The 20,328-nt window shown below is 56.8% G+C and carries 19 protein-coding genes; 18 read left to right on the top strand and 1 reads right to left on the bottom strand.

What is annotated here, in order from left to right; translation table 11 throughout:
* Nucleotides 1-986 precede the first annotated feature (986 nt).
* The 9 genes from LC417_RS05315 (at nt 987) to tssC (ending at nt 12,208) form a co-directional block, all read left to right on the top strand.
* Nucleotides 987-1,583 (top strand): SH3 domain-containing protein, encoded by a 597-nt coding sequence (locus LC417_RS05315; protein WP_223565581.1) that lies wholly within the window; start codon nt 987-989, stop codon nt 1,581-1,583.
* A 23-nt stretch (nt 1,584-1,606) separates the two neighbouring features.
* The gene (tssJ, locus tag LC417_RS05310; RefSeq protein ID WP_167422798.1) at nt 1,607-2,101 is read left to right on the top strand and encodes a type VI secretion system lipoprotein TssJ; all 495 of its coding nucleotides are present in this window, start codon (nt 1,607-1,609) and stop codon (nt 2,099-2,101) included.
* Nucleotides 2,102-2,106: 5 nt separating this feature from the next.
* On the top strand, nt 2,107-3,450 hold the full coding sequence (gene tssK / locus LC417_RS05305; RefSeq protein WP_010246132.1) for a type VI secretion system baseplate subunit TssK: 1,344 nt from the start codon (nt 2,107-2,109) through the stop codon (nt 3,448-3,450).
* A gap of 14 nt (nt 3,451-3,464) precedes the next feature.
* Nucleotides 3,465-4,703 carry a DotU family type VI secretion system protein gene (locus LC417_RS05300; RefSeq protein ID WP_010246128.1) on the top strand — a complete coding sequence of 413 codons (1,239 nt, stop codon included), beginning with the start codon at nt 3,465-3,467 and terminating at the stop codon, nt 4,701-4,703.
* A 3-nt stretch (nt 4,704-4,706) separates the two neighbouring features.
* The gene (gene tssM, locus LC417_RS05295; protein WP_187495654.1) at nt 4,707-8,336 is read left to right on the top strand and encodes a type VI secretion system membrane subunit TssM; all 3,630 of its coding nucleotides are present in this window, start codon (nt 4,707-4,709) and stop codon (nt 8,334-8,336) included.
* A 14-nt stretch (nt 8,337-8,350) separates the two neighbouring features.
* Complete coding sequence (gene tagF, locus LC417_RS05290) at nt 8,351-9,067, top strand: type VI secretion system-associated protein TagF (RefSeq protein WP_179256965.1); 717 nt, start codon at nt 8,351-8,353, stop codon at nt 9,065-9,067.
* A 16-nt stretch (nt 9,068-9,083) separates the two neighbouring features.
* Nucleotides 9,084-10,097, top strand: a complete 1,014-nt coding sequence (tssA, locus tag LC417_RS05285; protein ID WP_223565726.1) for a type VI secretion system protein TssA — start codon at nt 9,084-9,086, stop codon at nt 10,095-10,097.
* A gap of 81 nt (nt 10,098-10,178) precedes the next feature.
* Nucleotides 10,179-10,712 (top strand): type VI secretion system contractile sheath small subunit, encoded by a 534-nt coding sequence (gene tssB / locus LC417_RS05280; RefSeq protein ID WP_010246114.1) that lies wholly within the window; start codon nt 10,179-10,181, stop codon nt 10,710-10,712.
* Complete coding sequence (gene tssC / locus LC417_RS05275; protein ID WP_010246111.1) at nt 10,709-12,208, top strand: type VI secretion system contractile sheath large subunit; 1,500 nt, start codon at nt 10,709-10,711, stop codon at nt 12,206-12,208. The genes tssB and tssC overlap by 4 nt, the downstream gene beginning before the upstream one ends.
* 341 nt (nt 12,209-12,549) lie before the next feature.
* Here the strand turns inward: tssC and LC417_RS05270 are convergent, their stop codons facing one another.
* Nucleotides 12,550-12,768 carry a hypothetical protein gene (locus LC417_RS05270; protein WP_033786069.1) on the bottom strand — a complete coding sequence of 73 codons (219 nt, stop codon included), beginning with the start codon at nt 12,766-12,768 and terminating at the stop codon, nt 12,550-12,552.
* 322 nt (nt 12,769-13,090) lie between these two features.
* Here LC417_RS05270 and LC417_RS05265 point away from each other — a divergent pair, with 322 nt between their 5' ends.
* The 9 genes from LC417_RS05265 to tssE all read left to right on the top strand — a co-directional run bounded on the left by LC417_RS05265 (nt 13,091) and on the right by tssE (nt 20,326).
* Nucleotides 13,091-13,573, top strand: a complete 483-nt coding sequence (locus tag LC417_RS05265) for a type VI secretion system tube protein Hcp (RefSeq protein ID WP_031592956.1) — start codon at nt 13,091-13,093, stop codon at nt 13,571-13,573.
* A gap of 50 nt (nt 13,574-13,623) precedes the next feature.
* Nucleotides 13,624-14,115, top strand: a complete 492-nt coding sequence (locus LC417_RS05260) for a type VI secretion system amidase effector protein Tae4 (protein WP_031592957.1) — start codon at nt 13,624-13,626, stop codon at nt 14,113-14,115.
* Nucleotides 14,112-14,471 carry a T6SS amidase immunity protein Tai4 family protein gene (locus LC417_RS05255; RefSeq protein WP_010669902.1) on the top strand — a complete coding sequence of 120 codons (360 nt, stop codon included), beginning with the start codon at nt 14,112-14,114 and terminating at the stop codon, nt 14,469-14,471. Before LC417_RS05260 ends, LC417_RS05255 begins: the two co-directional genes overlap by 4 nt.
* Before the next feature lie 9 nt (nt 14,472-14,480).
* Complete coding sequence (locus LC417_RS05250) at nt 14,481-14,876, top strand: lysozyme inhibitor LprI family protein (RefSeq protein WP_223565580.1); 396 nt, start codon at nt 14,481-14,483, stop codon at nt 14,874-14,876.
* A 396-nt stretch (nt 14,877-15,272) separates the two neighbouring features.
* On the top strand, nt 15,273-17,144 hold the full coding sequence (tagH, locus tag LC417_RS05245) for a type VI secretion system-associated FHA domain protein TagH (RefSeq protein WP_223565579.1): 1,872 nt from the start codon (nt 15,273-15,275) through the stop codon (nt 17,142-17,144).
* Nucleotides 17,141-17,932 (top strand): PP2C family serine/threonine-protein phosphatase, encoded by a 792-nt coding sequence (locus tag LC417_RS05240; RefSeq protein WP_223565578.1) that lies wholly within the window; start codon nt 17,141-17,143, stop codon nt 17,930-17,932. The genes tagH and LC417_RS05240 overlap by 4 nt, the downstream gene beginning before the upstream one ends.
* Nucleotides 17,933-17,942: 10 nt before the next feature.
* Nucleotides 17,943-18,917 carry a hypothetical protein gene (locus LC417_RS05235; protein ID WP_223564666.1) on the top strand — a complete coding sequence of 325 codons (975 nt, stop codon included), beginning with the start codon at nt 17,943-17,945 and terminating at the stop codon, nt 18,915-18,917.
* A gap of 16 nt (nt 18,918-18,933) precedes the next feature.
* Nucleotides 18,934-19,761: a type VI secretion system accessory protein TagJ gene (locus tag LC417_RS05230; protein ID WP_223565577.1), complete on the top strand. Its 828-nt coding sequence runs from the start codon at nt 18,934-18,936 to the stop codon at nt 19,759-19,761.
* Nucleotides 19,751-20,326, top strand: a complete 576-nt coding sequence (gene tssE / locus LC417_RS05225) for a type VI secretion system baseplate subunit TssE (protein ID WP_010246069.1) — start codon at nt 19,751-19,753, stop codon at nt 20,324-20,326. Before LC417_RS05230 ends, tssE begins: the two co-directional genes overlap by 11 nt.
* Nucleotides 20,327-20,328: the final 2 nt, after the last annotated feature.

Here is a 20,328-nt window from a genome sequence, read left to right as displayed (position 1 = left end):
CCGGGCGCGCTGAGAAGCATCAGAAGCATGGCGATGGCTGCAATGCCGATAAAGAACAATTAATCAGTCCTTTCTTAAAGCGACGCCGGGCCGTTTTGCGCTTCGCTTATCTCGCTTCACGACCACCTTATCCTCAGCCCTTTCTGAACCGTCCCATATTGAATCAACTTGCTGATTTGTAACCATTATCTCACTGTTTTTTACGCTAAAAACTGCCACATATTACGGTCACCTCGCCGTTAACCTTCATTACGGCCTGGTGAAACAGCGCCATTTTATACATGAGTTTTTTTAATGCTGACTACAGGGGTGCCTGGTTTCTGTGTAAGAATACTTCATAGTTGCTCATCTTGTTAAGAATAATCCTAAGCGAGTGATTAAAAGTAACACATATTTGCACTAAGTAAATTACTTAAACTTTACTTAAGTAAAATCTTATGAAAGTGGCCCGTTGAAATTTTGTCAATCTTCTGTAAACTCGCAGCTTATGTTTACAAAGGAATTGTGATTTTATACCTACGGGCAGGATATACCTGGCTCGTGCGGTAGCTATGAGCTTATACACATATTGTAACTTACTGAATGTGATCGTAAAAACAGGAAAATCAGTCTATGCGCTGCGCTTTTTTCTTTTGTCAGCGAATAGCGTCTCAAGTGTAAATCTGAGTCAATATGTCAGTTTTCGGCCAGGGATGGCATAAGTAAAGCTTGGGTTTTGCCTGCCTCATCCAATCTGACGGAAAAAAATAGATCATGTTTCTGATCATTTCTTGCCAGCTCAGATTTCTCGCTGCACCCGTCCCGGTCGCCATAGTTGCTTTTTAATAGTTAACGTTAGTTGATCTTTTAACGTGCCTCGCCATGGCACTTTAACGCTATTTGCTTAAGGTTTTTCTTTTAGGCTGGCACTAAGTGGCGCTCTATCAGCACCACATCCCCGATTTTCATTACTGACAACCGGCCTCTGGCCACTCTCCAGGATATGAATGGAACACAACATGAAAAAAATGGTGAAGCTCCGTATTGCGTTAGGCCTGATGTTTGTTTTTTCTGTCGCGGGTTGTAAAACGCCGCCAAAAATGACGGATGACACGCTGGTCACCAGCACCGTGGATGGCGTGGTGATCAGTCACCGTTATGCGGTTAAACCGCCTGCGCAGTTCAGCCCGGTCAATGAAACCTACCGTGCGCTCTATCCCGCTTTAGTGATGAGCCATCCGAGTTTTGGCGGCAAGGTGGTGGAGACGCTGAAAACCGGCGAAAGCTACACCGTGATTGGTCAGGTAGAGAACAACTGGCTGGCGCTGGGTGAACCCGCTCAGGCGTCAGCAGAACCTGAACCGGGTAAAGCCAGCAGTGCCGTTAAAGAGTCAGCGTCCTCCGCAGCACCGCAGGCAACCGTTCAGCTGACCGGCTATGTGCCGTTTCGCGCCGTGGTGAAAAGCGAGCTTTACGATCAGACGATCAAGGCTGACCAGCCGAAGCGCCGGGTGCGCAGCAGCAAGAAGAAAACCTGTGTTGCGGTAAACGGTGACAGCACCGCCTGCCAGAACAGCACTAACGGAACCTGGATTATTAACTAATCGCACTAAGCAGGGAGGGCGGGATGATGACAACAACGCTATGGCGTGGGGCGCTGATAGTGCTGCTGACGTGGCTGATGACCGCGTGCAGCAGTACTCCACAGCCTGTTGCCTGGTACAACCTGGACGTTCAGGCGCAAAACCAGGTTAACGGCGGTGCGCCGCTGAAAGTCCGGGTGGTATTACTGACCTCCGATGCGGAGTTTATGTCGGCTGACTTCTACTCCCTGCAAAACCAGTCCGCTAATGCGCTGGGTAATGCGCAACTCAATACGCAACAGTTCTTCCTGACTTCCACTCAGCCCCATAAAACGCTGCGGATTAAGAGTCTGCCCGAGGCGCGCTTCATCGGCATCATGGCGGAATATCAGGCGCTGGATGGCAAGGTCTGGCGACTGTCGCTGCCGGTTCCTGAAGGCGAATCACCCTCATTCTGGGCATTCTGGAAGCGTGACGATGGTGAGCTGAATGCGCGCATCGTGGCGGGGATTAACGGCCTTCACGTGGAAAAACAGTGATGTCTATGAACAGAGCCGAAAAGGTGGTCTGGACCGAGGGGATGTTTCTGCGTCCTCACCATTTCCAGCAGTCAGAAAATTATCTTCTCAGCACCCTGCGTGAGTGGGGCCAGTCGCAGCGCGCCTATACCTGGGGTTTTTACGATCTGGAGTTCGATGAAGCGCTGCTGCGCCAGGGGAAACTGGCGCTGAGCGCCGCCAGCGGTTGTCTGCCTGACGGCACGTTTTTTGCCTTCAGCCAGCCACAGCACGGTCCGGCCCCGCTTGATCTGCCTGCCTCCGTTGACCGCAGCAAAGTGGTGCTGGCCATTCCGGCACGCCGCAATGGCCGCGAAGCGGTGGCCTTTCAGGAGTCGCAGGATTCTCTGGCGCGCTACCTCGCCTGGGAAGCAGAAGTGGAAGATGACAATGCCCAGGCCGTGGGCAGCGCCACGGTGCAGTTCGGCAAGCTGCGTCTGCGGCTGATGCTGGAACAGGATCTGACCGCCGAGTGGACCGCCATGGGCGTGGCTCAGGTGATTGAAAAACGCAGCGACAACCACATCCGGCTCGACAGCGACTACATCCCGCCGATGCTGACGCTTAACAGCAGCCGTCCGCTGCAAAACATGTTCAACGATCTGCACGGGCTGATCCAGCAACGCAGCCAGCAGCTGAGTCAGCGCGCGCCGGGCACCGGTCGTTTTAACAGCGCGGATATGGTCGATTTTATGCTGCTGGCGCTGCTCAATCGTCAGCTTGGCCTGCACACTCACCTGCAACATCTGCCGCTGCTGCATCCTGAAACGCTCTACAGCCACTGGCTGCAACTGGCGGCGGAGCTCAGTACCTGGACGCCAGCCCGCGCGCCCGATGGCCTGCCGCTCTACGATCATGACGATCTGCACAGCTGTTTTAGCCGCCTGTCACTGCTGCTGCGTCAGGGGCTGTCCCAGGTGATGGAAGAGAGCGCGATTCAGCTGCCGCTGATTCAGCGCTCGCACGGTCTTAACGTCGCGACCGTGCCGGAGAGCAGTATGGTGCATGAGTTTGGCTTTGTGCTGGCGGTGAAAGCCAGCGTGCCAGCCGACACCCTCAAAACCCACTTCCCGGCGCAGATGAAAGTCGCCCCGGTCAGCAAAATCCGCGATCTGGTGCAGTTGCAATTGCCCGGTCTGGCACTTCGGGCGATGCCCGGCGCGCCGCCGCAGATCCCGTGGCATGCCGGATACAGCTATTTCGAACTGGATAAGAACAGCGAGCTATGGAAAGAGATGGAGCGCTCGGGCGCTTTTGCGCTGCATCTTGCCGGTGAGTTTCCAGGTCTGAACATGGAGTTCTGGGCCATTCGTAGTCAGTCAGAATCATAAACTGAGCACGCAGCATGATGCAGGAACAACAAAAATCACACAGCGATCTTGCGCCGGAGGCCAGCCATCAGAATGTGCTGGTCGCGGCGGCCAACCCCCTGATTAACGCCATTCCTCAGATCCGTCACTCGGTATCACATGAAGACCCGGCGCAGCTGCGTCAGCAGCTGATCGATCAGATTCGGCGCTTCGAGCTGAGTTGCCAGCAGTCAGGCCTGGGCTATGAAGTGATCATCGGCGCGCGATACTGTCTCTGTACCGCGCTGGATGAGGCGGCGGCGCTGACGCCGTGGGGCAGCCGCGGCGTCTGGACCAGCAATGGTCTGCTGGTCACCTTTCACAATGAAACCTGGGGCGGCGAAAAGTTTTTCCAGCTGCTGGCTAAGCTGTCGCAGAACCCCAGGCGCCACATTCTGATGCTGGAGTTAATCTACTTCTGCCTGCTGCTGGGGTTCGAAGGACGCTACCGGGTGCTGGACAACGGTCGCTCGCAGCTGGAGACCATCAAACAGCGCCTGCTGCAGATGATCAAAAGCGTGCGTGGCAATTATGCAGCGGCGCTGTCTCCGCATCCCACCGATCAGCCGGTCCTGCGCAAATTGTGGCGGCCAATGATCCCGCTGTGGGCCTGTGCGGCGGTGGCGGGGCTGGCGGCCTGCCTGTTCTACATCGTGCTCAACTGGCGTCTCGGCGATTACACCTCGCCGGTACTGGCCCGTATCTATCAGACGGCGCTGCCGGAAGTGAAGATCGGCAACCCTGCGCCACCACCGCCCGCCACGCTGAACCTGCGCGCTTTCCTGAAACCGGAAATTGATGCCGGGCTGGTAGCGGTGCGTGACGAAGCGGACCGCAGCGTGGTGACGCTGAAAGGGGACGGACTATTTGCCTCGGCGGCCACCGAGGTGCGCGGACGTTACACCGACGTAATCCAGCGCATCGCTGCCGCCATGAACAATGTCAGCGGCCAGATTCAGGTGATTGGCTACAGCGATAACGTGCCGATCCGCAGTGCCCGCTTCGCCTCCAACTTTGAGCTTTCGCTGGCGCGTGCCCGGTCAGTACAGACCCTGTTGCAACAGCAGCTGGCGCAGCCGTCACGGGTGAAAGCGGAAGGGCGCGGTGAAAGCAATCCGCTGGTGCCTAATAACAGCGCAGAAAATCGCGCACGTAATCGTCGTGTTGAAATTACCCTGCTGGTGGCACCGGATGCGACGCATGCCGAACTCAACGGCCTGGCGAGAGGGAACTGATCCATGCTGAATATCCTGTTTGCGGTGCTGACCAGCCGCCTCGCGTGGGGCTTTGTCGGCATTACCGCGCTCTCTTTTATCATCTGGGTAATTGGCCCGGTGTTCTCAATCGTCGATTCGCGCCCGCTTGAGCCGGAGCAGAACCGCATTATCAGTATCGCGCTGCTCTATCTGGTATGGGGCTTAGGCCAGGCGATTCCGCGGCTCTATAACATCTGGCTCAATCGCAAGCTGATGTCGAGCCTTGAAACCGGCAAAAGCGATGCGCCGGAAGCCGATCGTCAGCGCCTGACCAGTGAAGAGCAGGTGCTGGCAGGGCGTTTCTCCGAAGCCACTGACATGCTGAAAAAGGCGCACTTCCAGCGCCACAGCAGCAAGGGCACGCCGTTCTGGGCACAGCGCTTTGGCCGTCAGTATCTCTATCAGCTGCCGTGGTACATGATCATTGGCGCGCCCGGTGCCGGTAAAACCACCGCGCTGGTCAACTCGGGGCTGCAGTTTCCGCTGGCAGATAAATTCGGCAAGTCGGCGCTGCGCGGCATTGGCGGCACCCGCAACTGCGACTGGTGGTTCACCAATGACGCGGTGCTGCTCGATACCGCCGGGCGCTACAGTACCCAGGAGAGTCAGCAGGAGCGTGATGCCAGCGAATGGCATCATTTTCTCGACCTGCTGCGTAAATATCGCGGACGTCAGCCGATCAACGGCGTCATCGTCACGCTGAGCGTTTCCGATCTGCTGTCGCAGTCGCCCGAGGCGCTGCGTAATCAGGCGCTGGCACTGCGTCAGCGGCTGATGGAGTTGCACGATCGCCTTGGCATCCGTTTCCCGGTCTATGTGCTGGTCACTAAAGCGGACTTGCTCAAAGGGTTCCGCAGCTACTTTGCCTCGCTGGATAAAGCGCAGCGTGAACAAATCTGGGGATTCACCTTTCCCTGGGCGAAGGCGTCCGCCGCCGATTTCGAACTTAACAACCAGTTCCAGCAGGAGTATTCCCTGCTGCAACAGCGTCTGGATGCCGGACTGGCCGATCGGCTGCTGACGGAAAGCGACGCGCAGGCGCGGGCAGAGAGCTATCTCTTCCCGCAGGAGTTTGCGGCGCTGCGGCCGTTGCTGGCAGACGCGCTGGATACGCTGTTTGCCCGCTCCGATTTTGAAACCCAGTTCGCGCCGCGCGGTATCTACTTTGCCAGCGGCACCCAGGAGGGACTGCCGTTTGACCGGGTGATGGGCGAGCTGAACCGCGCACTGAATCTGCCGGGGCAGCAGGCAGGCGAGTCAGGAAGCTGGGATAAGGTCGATAAAGAGTCGCCCATCCCGCAGAACAAAGGGCAGAGCTTCTTCCTGAAAGGGGTGCTGGAAAATGTGATTTTCCAGGAGTCCGGTCTGGCGGGCAGCAACCGCTGGTGGGAGCTGCGCAACCGCGCCGGGCTCTGGTCGGGTTATCTGGCGCTGCTGCTGATATTGCTGGTGGCCGGGGCGCTGTGGCTCACCAGCTACAGTAAAAACAAAGCCTATCTGCAGGAGATGGCCGCTAAAGCGCCGCAGGTTGAACAACTGGGCGATCAGCTTCAGCAGCAGGTCAATGGCGATCTCTTTGCGCTGGTGCCTTATCTCAACACCCTGTTGCACCTGCCGGAGAGCGCCGACTTCTCGCTGGAAGCACCGCCGCTGACGCGCCGCATGGGGCTTTATCGCGGCACCGAGGTCAGCGATGCCACCCGCGCACTCTACGACAAGGCACTGAAACAGCTGCTGTTGCCGCAGGTGGCGCAGAACATCACCCGCTGGCTGCGTAATGACAACGGCAGTGATGCTGACTACAGCTATGAAGCGCTGAAGGCGTATCAGATGCTCTATCAGCCAAAGCACTATGATGGCAAATTCCTGCAGGCGTGGCTGATGCTCAACCTGTCACGCGAACTGCCGCAGAATGTTACCCAGCAGCAGGTAAAGCAACTGGCGTGGCACCTGCAACAGTTGCTGGAGACGCAGATTCACTCGTCGCCGTATGCGAAGGATGAAGCGCTGGTAAAGCGCGAGCAGGCGCTGATTAATCAGATGCCGCTGTCACAGCGCGTCTATGGACGGCTGAAGCGCCTGCTGCAACGCGATGACAGCCTGCAGCCGGTGACGCTGGCGGCGCTGGGTGGCCCCCAGAGCGAGCTGGTGTTTTCCCGCAAAAGCGGTAAATCGGTCAATGACGGTGTGGCGGGTCTCTATACGCCTGATGGCTACTGGCAGCACGTGGATAAGCAGATTGCCCCGGTGACCCAGGCGTTGTATCAGGACGATCTCTGGGTGCTGGGCGGCGCGGCGCCGCAGCAGAAAAGTGAGCAGACGGATCTTGCGGTGCGCCAGCTCTACGTGCAGGACTATATCCGGCAGTGGGAGCAGTTCCTCAGCGACATTCAGCTCAACAGCAGCGCCGATCTCTCTCAACGCATCAACACCGCCCGTTTGCTGTCGGGCAACCATTCGCCGCTGCGCCAGCTGGTGATCAACCTCGGTGGTCTGCTGACGCTGAACCGGGCGCAGCCGGATGAGAAAACCGCGCAGGCAGCAAAGCCGTCGGATAACAGCGCCACCCGCACCCTTGAAGCGCTGTTTACCTCGCCCGAGGCCAGTGCCGCGCGCGGACAGGCCGCCACCCAGGCATCACCGGAGCAGGCCGTCGCGCTTCACTTTGCGCCGGTTCTGGAGCTGGCCCAGCCGCTGCAGCAGGGCAGTAAGGTGCTGGCGGTGGATGACTTCCTGCATCAGATTGACGATCTCTATCGCTACCTCACCGCCGTGCAGGATGCGGCGAACAGCGGGATGCCGCCCCCGGCCAGCGATGCCATCAGTCGTCTGCAGGCCAGTGCCGGCCGTCTGCCGGGTTCATTGCAGAACATGGTTTCCAGCATGGCGGTGGGTGCCAGCAGCGACGCACAGCGCCGCGATATGGATAACGTCCGCAAACGCATCACCATGGAAGTGGGCAGTTTCTGCCGCCAGGCGATCGCCGGTCGCTATCCGCTGGTTCGCTCTGCGCGCAGTGAGGTCACACCAGACGATCTGGCGCGGATGTTTGCACCCGGCAGCGGCATGATGGACAGCTTCTTCCGCGACAACCTGGCCAGCAAAGTCGACACCACCAACGCGGCGTGGCGCTTTACGCCGGGCATTGACGGTAAAACCCTGCCGGGAGGCGAAGCCCTGCTGCGGCCCTTCCAGCAGGCGCAGTCAATCCGCGATGCCTTCTTTGCCAATGGTGCGACCACGCCCGGCTTCCGCGTCACGCTGCGCACGGTAAAAATGGATAACGACATCCTTAACCTGACGCTGGATGTGGATGGGCAGATTTTACGCTACAGCCACGGACCGCAGGCGGTGCAGATGGTCAGCTGGCCCGGGCCCGGCGGCACCAGCCAGGTGCGGATGCAGCTGGGTCTGACCAACGGCACCACCTCCACGCTGGTCACCAGCGGTCCCTGGGCGCTCAATCGCTTCTTTGACCGCGCCCGGCTGACAGCGGCAGGCGGCCTGACCCGCGAAGCGAGTTTCAGCGTGGACGGTCATATGGTCACGCTGTCGTTCACCCCTGGCAGCATTCGTAACCCGTTCCAGCTTCCCGGCTTTAGCTGCCCCTGAAACAGGACCCGACAATGACTCATTACGCTGCACCCTGCTGGTACGGCAAAGTGCCCAGCGCGGGTGACTTTGTGAAGCGCCGCTTCCCGGACGTGCTCTATCGCCAATGGTCCAGCTGGTTTCAGGTGGGCCTGCATCACTGGCAGAGCAGTCAGGAGAGTGATAACGCCCCGTCGCGCCCGTTCCTCAACGCGCCGGTCTGGAATTTTGTGGTGCCGCCGATGCTGGGCAGTCAGCTGATTCAGATGGGCTGCCTGATTGCCGCGCGTGACAGCGTGGGCCGTAACTACCCACTCTGCGCATTGCGCCACTTCACGCCCGCCGAGTGGTCGCCAGCCCTGCTGGCGCGCTCCGGCGAGTGGTATCAGCAGGTCGGCAATACGCTGTTGCGGGTGGTGCAGGGCGGCGGGTCACCGGAGCAGCTGGATCAGGCGCTGATCAGCATTCCTCAGCCGCAGCCGCCGCAGGAGTCGGACGAGACGTCAGACATTCTCAACGTCATCGGGCATGGCAATACCCCTTCGACACTGAACTGGACACTGCCGGGCGAGAACTTCGACCCGCAGTTCTACACCAGTTTCTGGTGGACCAATCAAAGCGACGGTTTCCCGCTTTATACCCAGGTCCACAGCGGTAATTTTACCGCCCAGCTCTTTTCATTGCTGTTTGATCCGGCCGGTGGGGCAAAGCCGGGACGAAACGGACTTTATCCCCCGATGTTTGAATCCTGAGGCGACACGCATGACGATGAATACAGAGGCTCTGCTGGCTCCGGTCAGCGAGGACAATCCCGGCGGCGATAACCTGGAGTACCACGCTGATTTTCAGGCGATGGAGCAGGCCAGCGCCGGTAAAGCGGAGCAGCAGTTCGGTAATACCATCATTCCGGCAGAACCGGCCGACTGGAACAGAGTCGAGAAGCTGGCGATAGCGCTGCTGGCGCGCAGCAAAGATTTGCGGGTAATGCTGGCGCTGACCCACGCCTGGACCGAACTGAAAGGGCTGCCGGGCTATGCCCAGGGCCTGAAGCTGATTGAACAGGCGTTGTTGCTCTACTGGGAGCCGCTGTGGCCCCGGCTGGAGGAGTTCGGCGAGCAGGATCCCTTCTACCGCATTAATGCGCTGGCGTTGCTGGGTGACAAAACTGATCTGAGCGGCGCGGTGCGTCAGTGCTGGCTGCTGCGCTATCCCTCTGACGGCATCACGCTGCGCGATGCGGCCGCCCTGTGCGACGGCAGTAAAACCGAAGTCGCGGACTATCCTGGCGGTCTGCCGCGTCTGATCGACGAACTGGCGCGCGGCGACCAGCCCGGTATTGAGGCGGTGCTGCAGATTCATGAGCGGCTGCAGACCATCTGCGAAACCGTGACCGAACGGCTGGGCGAAGCCGCGGTGCCGGAACTCACACAGCTGCGCAGACAGATTGCGCTGATCGCTGAACGTTGCCAGGCCACCGATCTCAATACGCTGATCCCCACAGCCGCCGTGGAACAGCCCGCAGAAACAGCGGCATCGCCTGCACCAGCCAGCCCGCGCGCTGCCGCTGACTGGCGCACGGTGCAGATCAGTTCCCGCGCCGACGCGCAGCTGATGCTGGAGAAAGTGAAGCTCTACTTCACCCAGCATGAGCCGAGTCATCCGGCCCCGCTGATGATCGACCGTGTACAGCGCTTAATCGAGCGCGACTTTCTGGAGATCATCCGCGAACTGGCACCCGACGGCGTACATCAGCTGGAAACCATTTTCGGACGTCGCGATTAAGCAGGCGTGACGCACACACACTCAGCGGGACCTGCGCGCCTGCTGTGACACTTTATCCGCGCATCATGTATGGAGAAAACCATGGCAACAAGCAAATCCAGTGGGCAGAAGTTCATTGCCCGCAATCGCGCGCCTCGCGTTCAGATTGAATATGACGTGGAAATTTATGGCGCGGAACGCAAAATCCAGCTCCCGTTTGTAATGGGCGTGCTGGCGGATCTGGTGGGTAAACCGCTGGAGCCACAGCCAGGCATTGATGACCGTAAATTCATGGAAATCGACATCGACAACTTCGATGAGCGCATGAAAGCACTGAAGCCGCGCGCCGCGTTCCAGGTAGACAATACCCTGAATGGCGAAGGCAAGCTGAACATCGATCTGACCTTTGACAGCATGGATGACTTTTCGCCGGACGCGGTGGCCCGCAACGTGGAGCCGCTGAGCAAGCTGCTGGAAGCGCGTACCCAGCTGGCGAACCTGCTGACCTATATGGATGGCAAAAACGGCGCGGAAGAGCTGATTGGTAAGGTGCTGCAGGATCCTACGCTGCTGCAGGCCCTGACCCATCTGCCAAAGCAGGATGAGGCCACTGAAGGTAAGGAGCCGCAGGCATGACGCAGACTTCACAACAACCGCAGTCGCAGGGCGCAGCCAGTTTCAGTCAGGATGAGTTCAGCGCGCTGCTGAATAAAGAGTTCCGGCCAAAAAGCGATCAGGCACGTGCTGCGGTCGAAAGCGCGGTGAAAACCCTGGCACAGCAGGCGCTGGAGAACACCGTTACCGTCTCCAGCGATGCCTATCGCACCATTCAGGCGCTGATCGCGGAGATCGACGAAAAGCTGTCGCAGCAGGTGAACCAGATTATTCACCATCCGGAGTTTCAGTCGCTGGAAAGCGCCTGGCGCGGCCTGAGCTATCTGGTGAACAACACTGAAACTGACGAGATGCTGAAAATCCGCTTTATGAGCATCTCCAAGCAGGAGCTGGGCCGCACCCTGAAGCGCTACAAGGGCGCTGGCTGGGATCAAAGCCCGCTGTTCAAGAAGATTTATGAGCAGGAGTATGGTCAGTTCGGCGGCGAGCCGTTTGGCTGCCTGGTGGGCGACTACTACTTCGACCACAGCCCGCAGGATGTTGAGCTGCTGGGTGAGATGGCACGTATCGGCTCAGCCGCGCACTGTCCGTTTATCACCGGCACCGCGCCCGAAGTGATGCAGATGGAGTCCTGGCAGGAGCTGGCGAATCCGCGCGATCTGACCAAAATCTTCCAGAACACTGAGTATGCTGCCTGGCGCAGCCTGCGTGAATCGGAAGATGCACGCTATCTGGGCCTGGTGATGCCGCGCTTCCTGGCGCGTCTGCCTTACGGCATCCGTACCAACCCGGTCGACAGCTTTGACTTTGAAGAGCAGACCGATGGTTCCGATCATGGCAACTATACGTGGAGCAATGCGGCTTACGCGATGGCCGCCAACATCAACCGCTCCTTCAAAGAGTATGGCTGGTGCACCGCAATCCGCGGCGTAGAGTCGGGTGGGGCAGTGGAAAATCTGCCGTGCCACACCTTCCCGAGCGATGACGGCGGCGTGGATATGAAGTGCCCGACCGAAATCGCCATCAGCGATCGTCGTGAAGCCGAACTGGCGAAAAATGGCTTTATGCCGCTGGTACATCGCAAAAACTCTGACTTCGCTGCCTTTATTGGTGCGCAGTCACTGCAGAAGCCGATGGAGTATCACGACGCTGATGCTACCGCCAATGCCCGTCTGGCCGCGCGTCTTCCTTACCTGTTCGCCTGCTGCCGTTTCGCGCACTACCTGAAGTGCATCGTACGCGACAAGATCGGTTCCTTCCGTGAGCGTGATGAAATGGAACGCTGGCTGAACGACTGGGTAATGAACTATGTCGATGGCGATCCGGCTAACTCCTCGCAGGAGACCAAGTCACGCAAGCCGCTGGCGGCTGCCGAGGTGAATGTGGAAGAGCAGGAGGATAATCCTGGCTATTACTCCGCGAAATTCTTCCTGCGTCCGCACTACCAGCTGGAAGGGCTGACGGTTTCTCTGCGTCTGGTCTCTAAGCTGCCGTCGCTGAAAAATGATAATGCGTAAGGGCTGAAAGGGAGGCGTGATGCCGGGAATGACCTGGCATCATTCATCCTCTGAATTACAGGTTTATCAGGCGTGTAAGGGTTTTGCGCCTGATGCCTGATAGAATGGTTGCTGAGGTAAAAGTCAGGGAAGATGACAGGATGCTTAAAAAGTCAGCTCTGCACCTGCTGCATTATCTTCTGGTATTTATTTCTTCTCTTATTTTAATAACCTGTGCAGGTTCTTAGCTTTTCTCACTGGAGTATTTTAGTGCGAGGAAAGATTGTTAACGCAGTTCTGGTTAATGTTTCTATGGATGGCGTCAATATCGCTTTATGCCGTAGCAGAAAAGTTGAAGCAAATTAATTAACCGGCTTTCTGCGCGCTATTTTAATTAAAATAAAAACAAAGGCCAGGCAGACAGCGGTAAAGAGAATTTTACCGGCAATGAGACCGGAAGAAGAGAGAGTAAATTCTTCATAGCGAGCAACCAGATATATCGAACCAATAATATCAGCGATGACGTAAAGAGAAAGCAGCGACAACACGACTATCAGGAAAAGTGAGATGATCTTTTTCATGTTCATTCCTTCTGTGAACTTTTTAAGCGCCTGCCTACTATAAACTATCGGCCAGGATTATGTCTATGAAATGACCACCTGAAAGCGCGGGATGCAGCAGGGTATCAGGTTATCGATGTTGGCCTCGCCATGAAAAACGCATACTGATTTTTGCCTGGTTAAATAACTGGCAATACGACGTCTGAAATATGGTTTATGACGATATTTCAGAAGCAAGGCAAAGGTAAAATATGGACTGTTTTATTCAGCCCCATGCTTTTCTTTTTGCCATATCCTTGCTTTTTTGAAAGCAATAATCTCAACCAATAAAGAGTGAAAGATAATGGCTATTGATATGTTTATGAAGGTTGACGGAGTCACCGGCGAGTCTAAAGACTCTAACCACTCTGGCTGGACTGATATCACCTCTTTCTCATGGGGTGCTTCTCAGCCAGGTAATATGTCTGTTGGCGGCGGCGGCGGCGCCGGTAAGGTTAACTTCAACGACCTGCACGTCAATGCACTGATCGACAAATCCACCACGGCGTTGCTGAAGAACTGCGCAAGCGGTAAACACCTCGCTAAAGTTGAACTCTCAATCTGTAAAGCAGGTGGCTCTCAGGTTGAGTATGCACGCATTACCCTGGAAGACGTTCTGGTGACCGCTGTGAATTACAATGGCTCCGACAACGGCGACACCCTGGGAATGACCTACTCCTTCCAGGCTTCTAAAGTGAAGCAGCAGTACTGGGAGCAGAGTTCTTCCGGCGGCAAAGGCGCAGAGAGCAGCGCCGGCTGGGACATCAAAGGCAACAAAGAAGCGTAATATTTTATAGCCGCCTCCCCTTCGGGGGAGGCTTTAAAAGGAGTTCTGCTATGGCACATTTGAGACCTCAGTTTTCGGCCGCCTGGAATCGCTTCTCTGAAGTCAATGTTGGAGTAGAGAAGGTGGGGGAAATACTGGGTGGAAAAGTAGAGGCGAATATCACCGCCGGAATTTTCGAGAATGCCTGCCCAATAAGAATGAGCTATGTTCTTAATTACACTGGTGTTCCTGTTCCCGCAAACAGCCGTTATGCGACCGTAACGGGTAAAGACAAAAAGCGTTATATGTTTCGCGTCAACGATATGATGGACTTTTTAGTCGGTGCGTTTGGTCAGCCAGACCTGACTGTGACCTCACCAAAACCCGGCTCATTTAACGGTAAGCAGGGGATTATTGTGTTTCAGGGGAGTGGCTGGAGCAATGCCCGTGGGCACGTGACACTCTGGAACGGCAATATCTGCTCTGATACCTGTCACTTCCTGGGTGGCGCAGAAAATGGTAGTTTTGTTCCTGATGTTGCCTCCTTGTGGATACTGAAATGAAAAAATTCCTGATGTTATTTGCTCTGACTTTATCTCCTGCGGCGCTGGCGATAACGCCACCGGCGCCAGACTCCTTTAAGCAACCGGAGATTTTCAGCAACTGGCTTCTGAACCGTTGTGCTGGAAAAGCTGCGACTGACAAGGCTTTCACCGATGATGCATTTAAAAGCGCGTCAGCCTGGTTAGAGGTAAGTCATCTCCCTGTTGAAGCATTCAGTGATGGTGATAAGTTAATCAATGAGTATCTGAAGATGAACCTGACTGGCTCGGTCACAGGAAACTTCAATATGATGAAATGCACGTTGCTTTCGCAAAGTCAGGATGCAAAAACTCTCTATAATAAGTATAAAAAATAGATATCTCATATGAAAAATTATTTATTTTTAATGCTGTGTGTCTCAGTTATTTACGTTCCCCTCGTCCACGCGATGAGTGATTGCTCAAAGGGAAATAACGTTCAGGAAGTTAATGAATGTGCAGAAAAAAATAAAACAGAGTCAGAGCTGAATTTAAATAAAGAGTACAAGGCTGCGAAGGCTCGAATTGAGAAAATTTATAAGGGCCATGGTGAGGAGTCAAGCCAGTACAGAAGCGCCTTTGTTGATACTCAGCGTAACTGGCTTAAATACCGTGATAGTCAGTGCGGTCTTGAAGCCTATGCCGCTGAACAAGGCAGCGATGCTTATGAGAGTGCCATAAATTTCTGTATTGACCGTCTCGATCAGGAACGCACCGCGATTCTGAAGCAGTTACCTTATTGATTATGCCTCTGGCTCATTTCTTTCCCGGCCTGACACACTCTTTATAGTGGATGGTGAATGTTGTGTTGCAGTGTCAGGCCAAAGCCTTATTGCCACCAGATGATCTTGTTTAAATGAAATTCAAACAGGCCAATCATTTCTGATTTATATAAAATAAATATCTATTCGTTTCCGTATTAACGTTATGCCATTTTAATTCGAAAATTTATAAGCTGTGATGTAATGCATTTAATTTATTAAGCAGTTGCTCTGTTAATTTAATTAATAAATTTATCGCCACTATTATTTAAGATAAAAACAACTCCCAAAATTAAACCCCCCCGCTTTCTATACCCCGCGCCTTTCCCCGAGAGGTGCGCGGTATAGATGCCGAACCGCTAACCGCAGGAATCCGTTATGCGCTTTACGATAATAACGACTAAACCCGGCCAACAGCCGCCGCAAACTCATTGTGATTTCTTTCCGCCTGGCGGCACCATTGGTCGTGGTGTGGATAATAATCTGGTGCTGCCGGATGACGATCGCACACTCTCCCGCCTGCAGGCGATTGTGCACATCACGGCAAATGGCGAATGTCGCCTGACCAACCGTGGCAATGTGACGCGCGTGTTACTCAACGATATTCCGCTGGAACGCGGACGTCAGGTTGAGCTGCAGGATGGAGACATACTGGGCATCGATGATTACCAATTGCTGGTCAGCGATCTCAACAGTGCACAGCAACCGCAGAGTGAAAGAGCCGTTCCGCGTCCTGAGCCGGTGCAGCCCGTAGCACCCGCTCGCGAACCGGCAGCGGAAAAAGCCAGCACCACCGCCGCCATTCCCAGCGAAATCTGGGACAGCCTGGCGAAGGAGTTTTCGATTTCGGACGATCTCTCTAAACGCAAAGCTGCACCAGAGATGCCTGAGGCCCATCCGCTGACTGCGCCCGCTCGTCCTGATCGTAATCCGGAAGATCCGCTGGCTCAGCTGATTAACGATGCGCCGCTGGATTATGGTCAGCAGCCAAAAAACAGCAGCCTGTTTGATGAAGGGGATGCGCTGTTCGGGCAGCAGAGTATTTTTGACGACCGGACGCCAAGCACGCTGTCTGCTCAGCAAAACACGGCGCCACCGCAGGCTGAAACGCCTGCCGCTGAACTTGATCCGCTGAGCCTGTTTAACGGCGAGAGCAGCACGGATGCGCGCAACCATGATGATCCGCTGGGTCTGATGATGGGCAACGCGGTGCCGCTGGCGCAGCCGGAGCTGACGACGCCGAAACCGGCCACGTTGCATGTGCCACCTCAACCGGTGGCAAAAAATGAGCCGATGGCCGCACATCCATCGGAGCAGGCTCCCGCGAGCCTGACCGACATGGATCATTCACCGCTGTTCAGCTTCGACGAATCACAGCATGAGACTCACAGCCAGCCTCACCCTGAGGCACAGCAACAGACACCGCTGATTGACGAGGCGCTGCCCGGCCAGTCTGACGCGGTAAATCCACAGATCGATTACGGCGGAATTACGCTGCCCACGCCGCAGGCGGTACAGCGTACGCCATCCCCGACGCCGAAAGGGCGGTTGCGCATCGATCCCGTAGCTTCCGGTCGCCATCATGCCGCCGCTGCGCACCCGACGACACCCAGCGAAAGCAGCGGTGATGCTCTCAAGGGCGAACTACTGGATGCGTTGCTGGAGGGAATGGGTCTGCGCGACCTGCAGCCGACGCCGCAATTTGACCGTGAGCAGATGCTGCAATTCGGGCAGATGCTGAGCATGTTTTCGCAGGGTACGGTGGCGCTACTCTCTTCGCGTTCGATCCTCAAGCGCGGGGTGAAGGCTGACATGACGGTGATCCTCGACGACGCCAACAACCCGTTCAAGCTGCTGCCTTCAGGCAAAACCGTCTTAATGCAGATGTTTGGCAGCCGGATGCCGGGCTTTATGCCGCCGCGTCAGGCTGTGCGTGATGCGCTGATCGATCTGCAGGCGCACCAGCTGGGCATGATCGCCGGTATCCGCGCCATCATCGCCTCAATGCTGCAATCCTTTAACCCGGAGCAGCTGGAGGAGGAGGCGCGTCAGGCGGGATCGGTGTCACGTATCGGCCTTCCGGGCAGCCGTAAAGCGGCGCTCTGGGAGCATTTTGTTGAGCGCTACGGCGAGACGGCGGGCGAGATCGAAGACGATTTCCACACCCTGTTCGGCGAAGCGTTCCTGCACGCCTATGACCTGGAAGTTAATCAGTACAAAGACTCACAAACCCACACGGATGACGCATGAATATCACTATTGCCTCGACGTCGAATCAGGGCGATCGCGCCAGTAATCAGGATCAGATCGGTGATGTCATCGGTAAGCGCTCGGCCTGCTTTGTGGTCTGCGACGGTGTAGCCGGGTTTCCCGGCGGGGACATCGCGGCATCGATAGCCCGCAGCAGCCTGCTGCAGGCGTTTGATGGCGATGCGCATCTCAATGCGCAGTCGATTCGTAACTACGTCAATCAGGCGAATCACGCCATCCGTCAGCAGCAGAAAGCCAGCAGCGAACACAGCCGGATGGGCACTACGCTGGTCAGCCTGTTTATTGACCGCGACTACCATCTGGCCTGCTGGGCCCATGCAGGCGACAGCCGCCTCTATCTGTTCCGTCGCGGCTATCTCTATCTCGTGACCACCGACCACAGCCTGGTGCAGCAGATGAAAGATGCCGGACATCGCACCGAAGGCATCAACAGCAATCTGCTCTATTTTGCGCTGGGGATGGGCGATGAGCAGCGCGACGCCAGCTACAGCGAGGTGGTCGGGATTGAAGATGGCGACGCCTTTTTACTCTGTACCGATGGTTTCTGGCACGGCGTGACGCTGGAACAGATGCAGCAGTCGCTGCACATGGTGAATACGCCGGAAGAGTGGCTGACGCTGATGCAGCAAATCATCAGGAACGATCAGCCGGATCAGGGGCATCAGGATAATTTCAGCGCGCTGGCCGTCTGGATTGGATCACCTCAGGACACCACCTTGCTGCACTCGCTCTCTGAAGCGGCGCAGTTCTTCCCTCTGCGAGATTGAGAACGCCAACATGAAATATGGATTACTGGGTCTGGCTGCGCTGCTGCTCAGCACGCACGCTTATGCTGAAAACTATCGCATCGTACAGTCCCCGGCACAGAAACTGGATGTCTGGATTGATGACGTAAAAAACAATCAGCTGTCGAGCTGGTGTAACAGCACCATTAACCTGCGCATCGTCACGCTGGGCGAAAAAAACGCCGCGGTGCTGAAAGATTTTCTGCCCCGCGTTGCCGGACTGATGGCGTCGCAGTGTAAACCGCTGCAACAGTTGCACTGGCAACTGACCGATGCGCAGGGGAGTGAAATTGCTACTGGCAGCGCCGCCCGTGCGCAGCAGTGGAAAACCGTGGTGACGCCGCCCGCGACGCAGCCGCTCCAGCCGACGGCTACGGCGGTCCCCGCAGACGCACTACGCAACGCCGCTCAGGCCGACACGTCGCCGTGGCTGCAATTCAGTCTGCTGGACGGCTGCCATTTCCGTACCTGGTGGCAGCACCCTGCACAGGGCAGCGCGCTGTTTGTTCCGGCAAATCAGGGGCTGATCTGTGGTTCGGATGGCTGGCTCAGCGGACACAGCCGACTGACGCAACAGGGTAACGGCGCACCTGCGGCAGTCGGCGTGACCTTCCTGCAGGGTTTCCCGGTGATGGGGTTGAGCAATCAGTCGCCCACCGCTGAACTGCACATCACCACGGTCAACAGTGAACGCATGGTGCTGAGCAATGAAAAATCCCCGGATAGCTGGCTGATTCTGCCGTTCAGCAACCGCTTTAACGGCTGGCAGGCAACGCGTCAGGTGGTGGTGCAGATGCCCGTCAGCGAAGCCGCCGATCAGAGTGCGCTGCAGGCGCGTCTGCAGGAAGTCCGTAAAGTCTGGTCGCCGTGGATCAGTGGCGATGCCGCACTGAGCGTGCAGCTGGTGGAAAAACTGCATCCTGAACTGAAAGATCCCGCCGCTGCGGTTTACCGCACCCTTAACTGACGCAAAAGGAGTTTGCATGGAATCCTTACAACACCGTCTGGCCAGCGCCACCCTCGGCGAGACGCTCGCTGACGTGACCCGCCAGATTCAGGCGAATCCGGCGAATGCTGACCTGCGGGCCGCCTTTGTGCAGCTGCTCTGTCTTTCAGGCAACTGGTCGCGCGCGCAGACGCAGCTGCAATCCTGGCTGGCGTTAAGCCCGCAGGCGCAACCGACAGTTAATCTGCTGCAACAGGCGATCGCCGGTGAGCTGCAGCGTGACGCGGTGCTGCGTGGCCAGGCCGACCCGGTGCTGCCGGGCAGCGCCTGGCACTGGTGCGACACGCTGCTGGCCGCCTTGCAGGCCGAAACGGCGGGTGATGTCGCGCGCGGCAGCACGCTGCGGGCTGAAGCGCTTGAGCTCGCGGCGGCCAACCCCGGCACCGCGACGCAGCAGGATCAGCCCACCGCATTCAGCTGGCTGATGGATGGCGACAGCCGTTTCGGGCCAGTGTGTGAAGTCATCAGTCAGGGCCGTTATTACTGGATCCCGTTTGCCGCCATTCGTGAGATGCAGTTTCAGGCACCCGCCAGCGTCACCGATCTGGTGTGGCGTCACACGCGTGTGCAGCTGGTTGATGGCAGTGAGCAGGTGTGCCAGATCCCGGCGCGCTATCCACTGCTGGCGGCATCTGACGAACGTTTTCTGCGCGCCAGCGTCACCGAATGGCAGCCGCTGGGTGAGGATCCGGACCAGTTTATCGGCCAGGGACAAAAAATGTGGCTCAGCGACAGCGCGGAATTTTCGCTGCTGAGCCTGCAGCAGGTCGCGTTTGACAGCGTTGAGTCCACCGATGAGTCATGATTCAGGCGCGCAAAACGACGGCTATGCCCAGCTGCATGGCGGCTTTCGCGCGCGTAAAAAACGTGATGCGTTAACCGCCCGCGACAAGCTGCAATCCTCGCTGCTGGATCGCCTGACCGACAACGCGCCGGATAAACAGCAGGAAGCGGACAACAGCATGCTGATCACTCACAGCACGCTGCGCCGCCACGTACTGCGCGATCTGCAGTGGCTGTTCAACACCATCAACAATGAAGCGCAGCAGGATCTCAGCGGCTTTGACCAGGTGCAGCGCTCTGTCTGGAACTTCGGTGTGGCACCGCTGGCCGGGCAGAACGTCTCCGATATCGAATGGCAGGATATGCAGCGCAAAATGACCAACGCCATTCTGCACTTCGAGCCGCGCATCCTGCCGCAGGGTTTACAGGTGCGCTGCGTCAGCGATCTCGGCTCGCTCAGCCTGCACAACGTGCTGTCGATTGAGATCAAAGGGCGGCTCTGGTGCGTGCCTTATCCGCTGGCGTTTCTGTTCCGCACTCAGGTTGATCTGGAGAGCGGCCATTTCGAACTACAGGATGCAGGGTAATC

It is taken from the genome of Pantoea sp. OVA07A (assembly GCF_019969975.1).
Taxonomy (GTDB): domain Bacteria; phylum Pseudomonadota; class Gammaproteobacteria; order Enterobacterales; family Enterobacteriaceae; genus Pantoea; species Pantoea agglomerans.
This window is presented reverse-complemented; position numbering and strand designations above follow the sequence as displayed.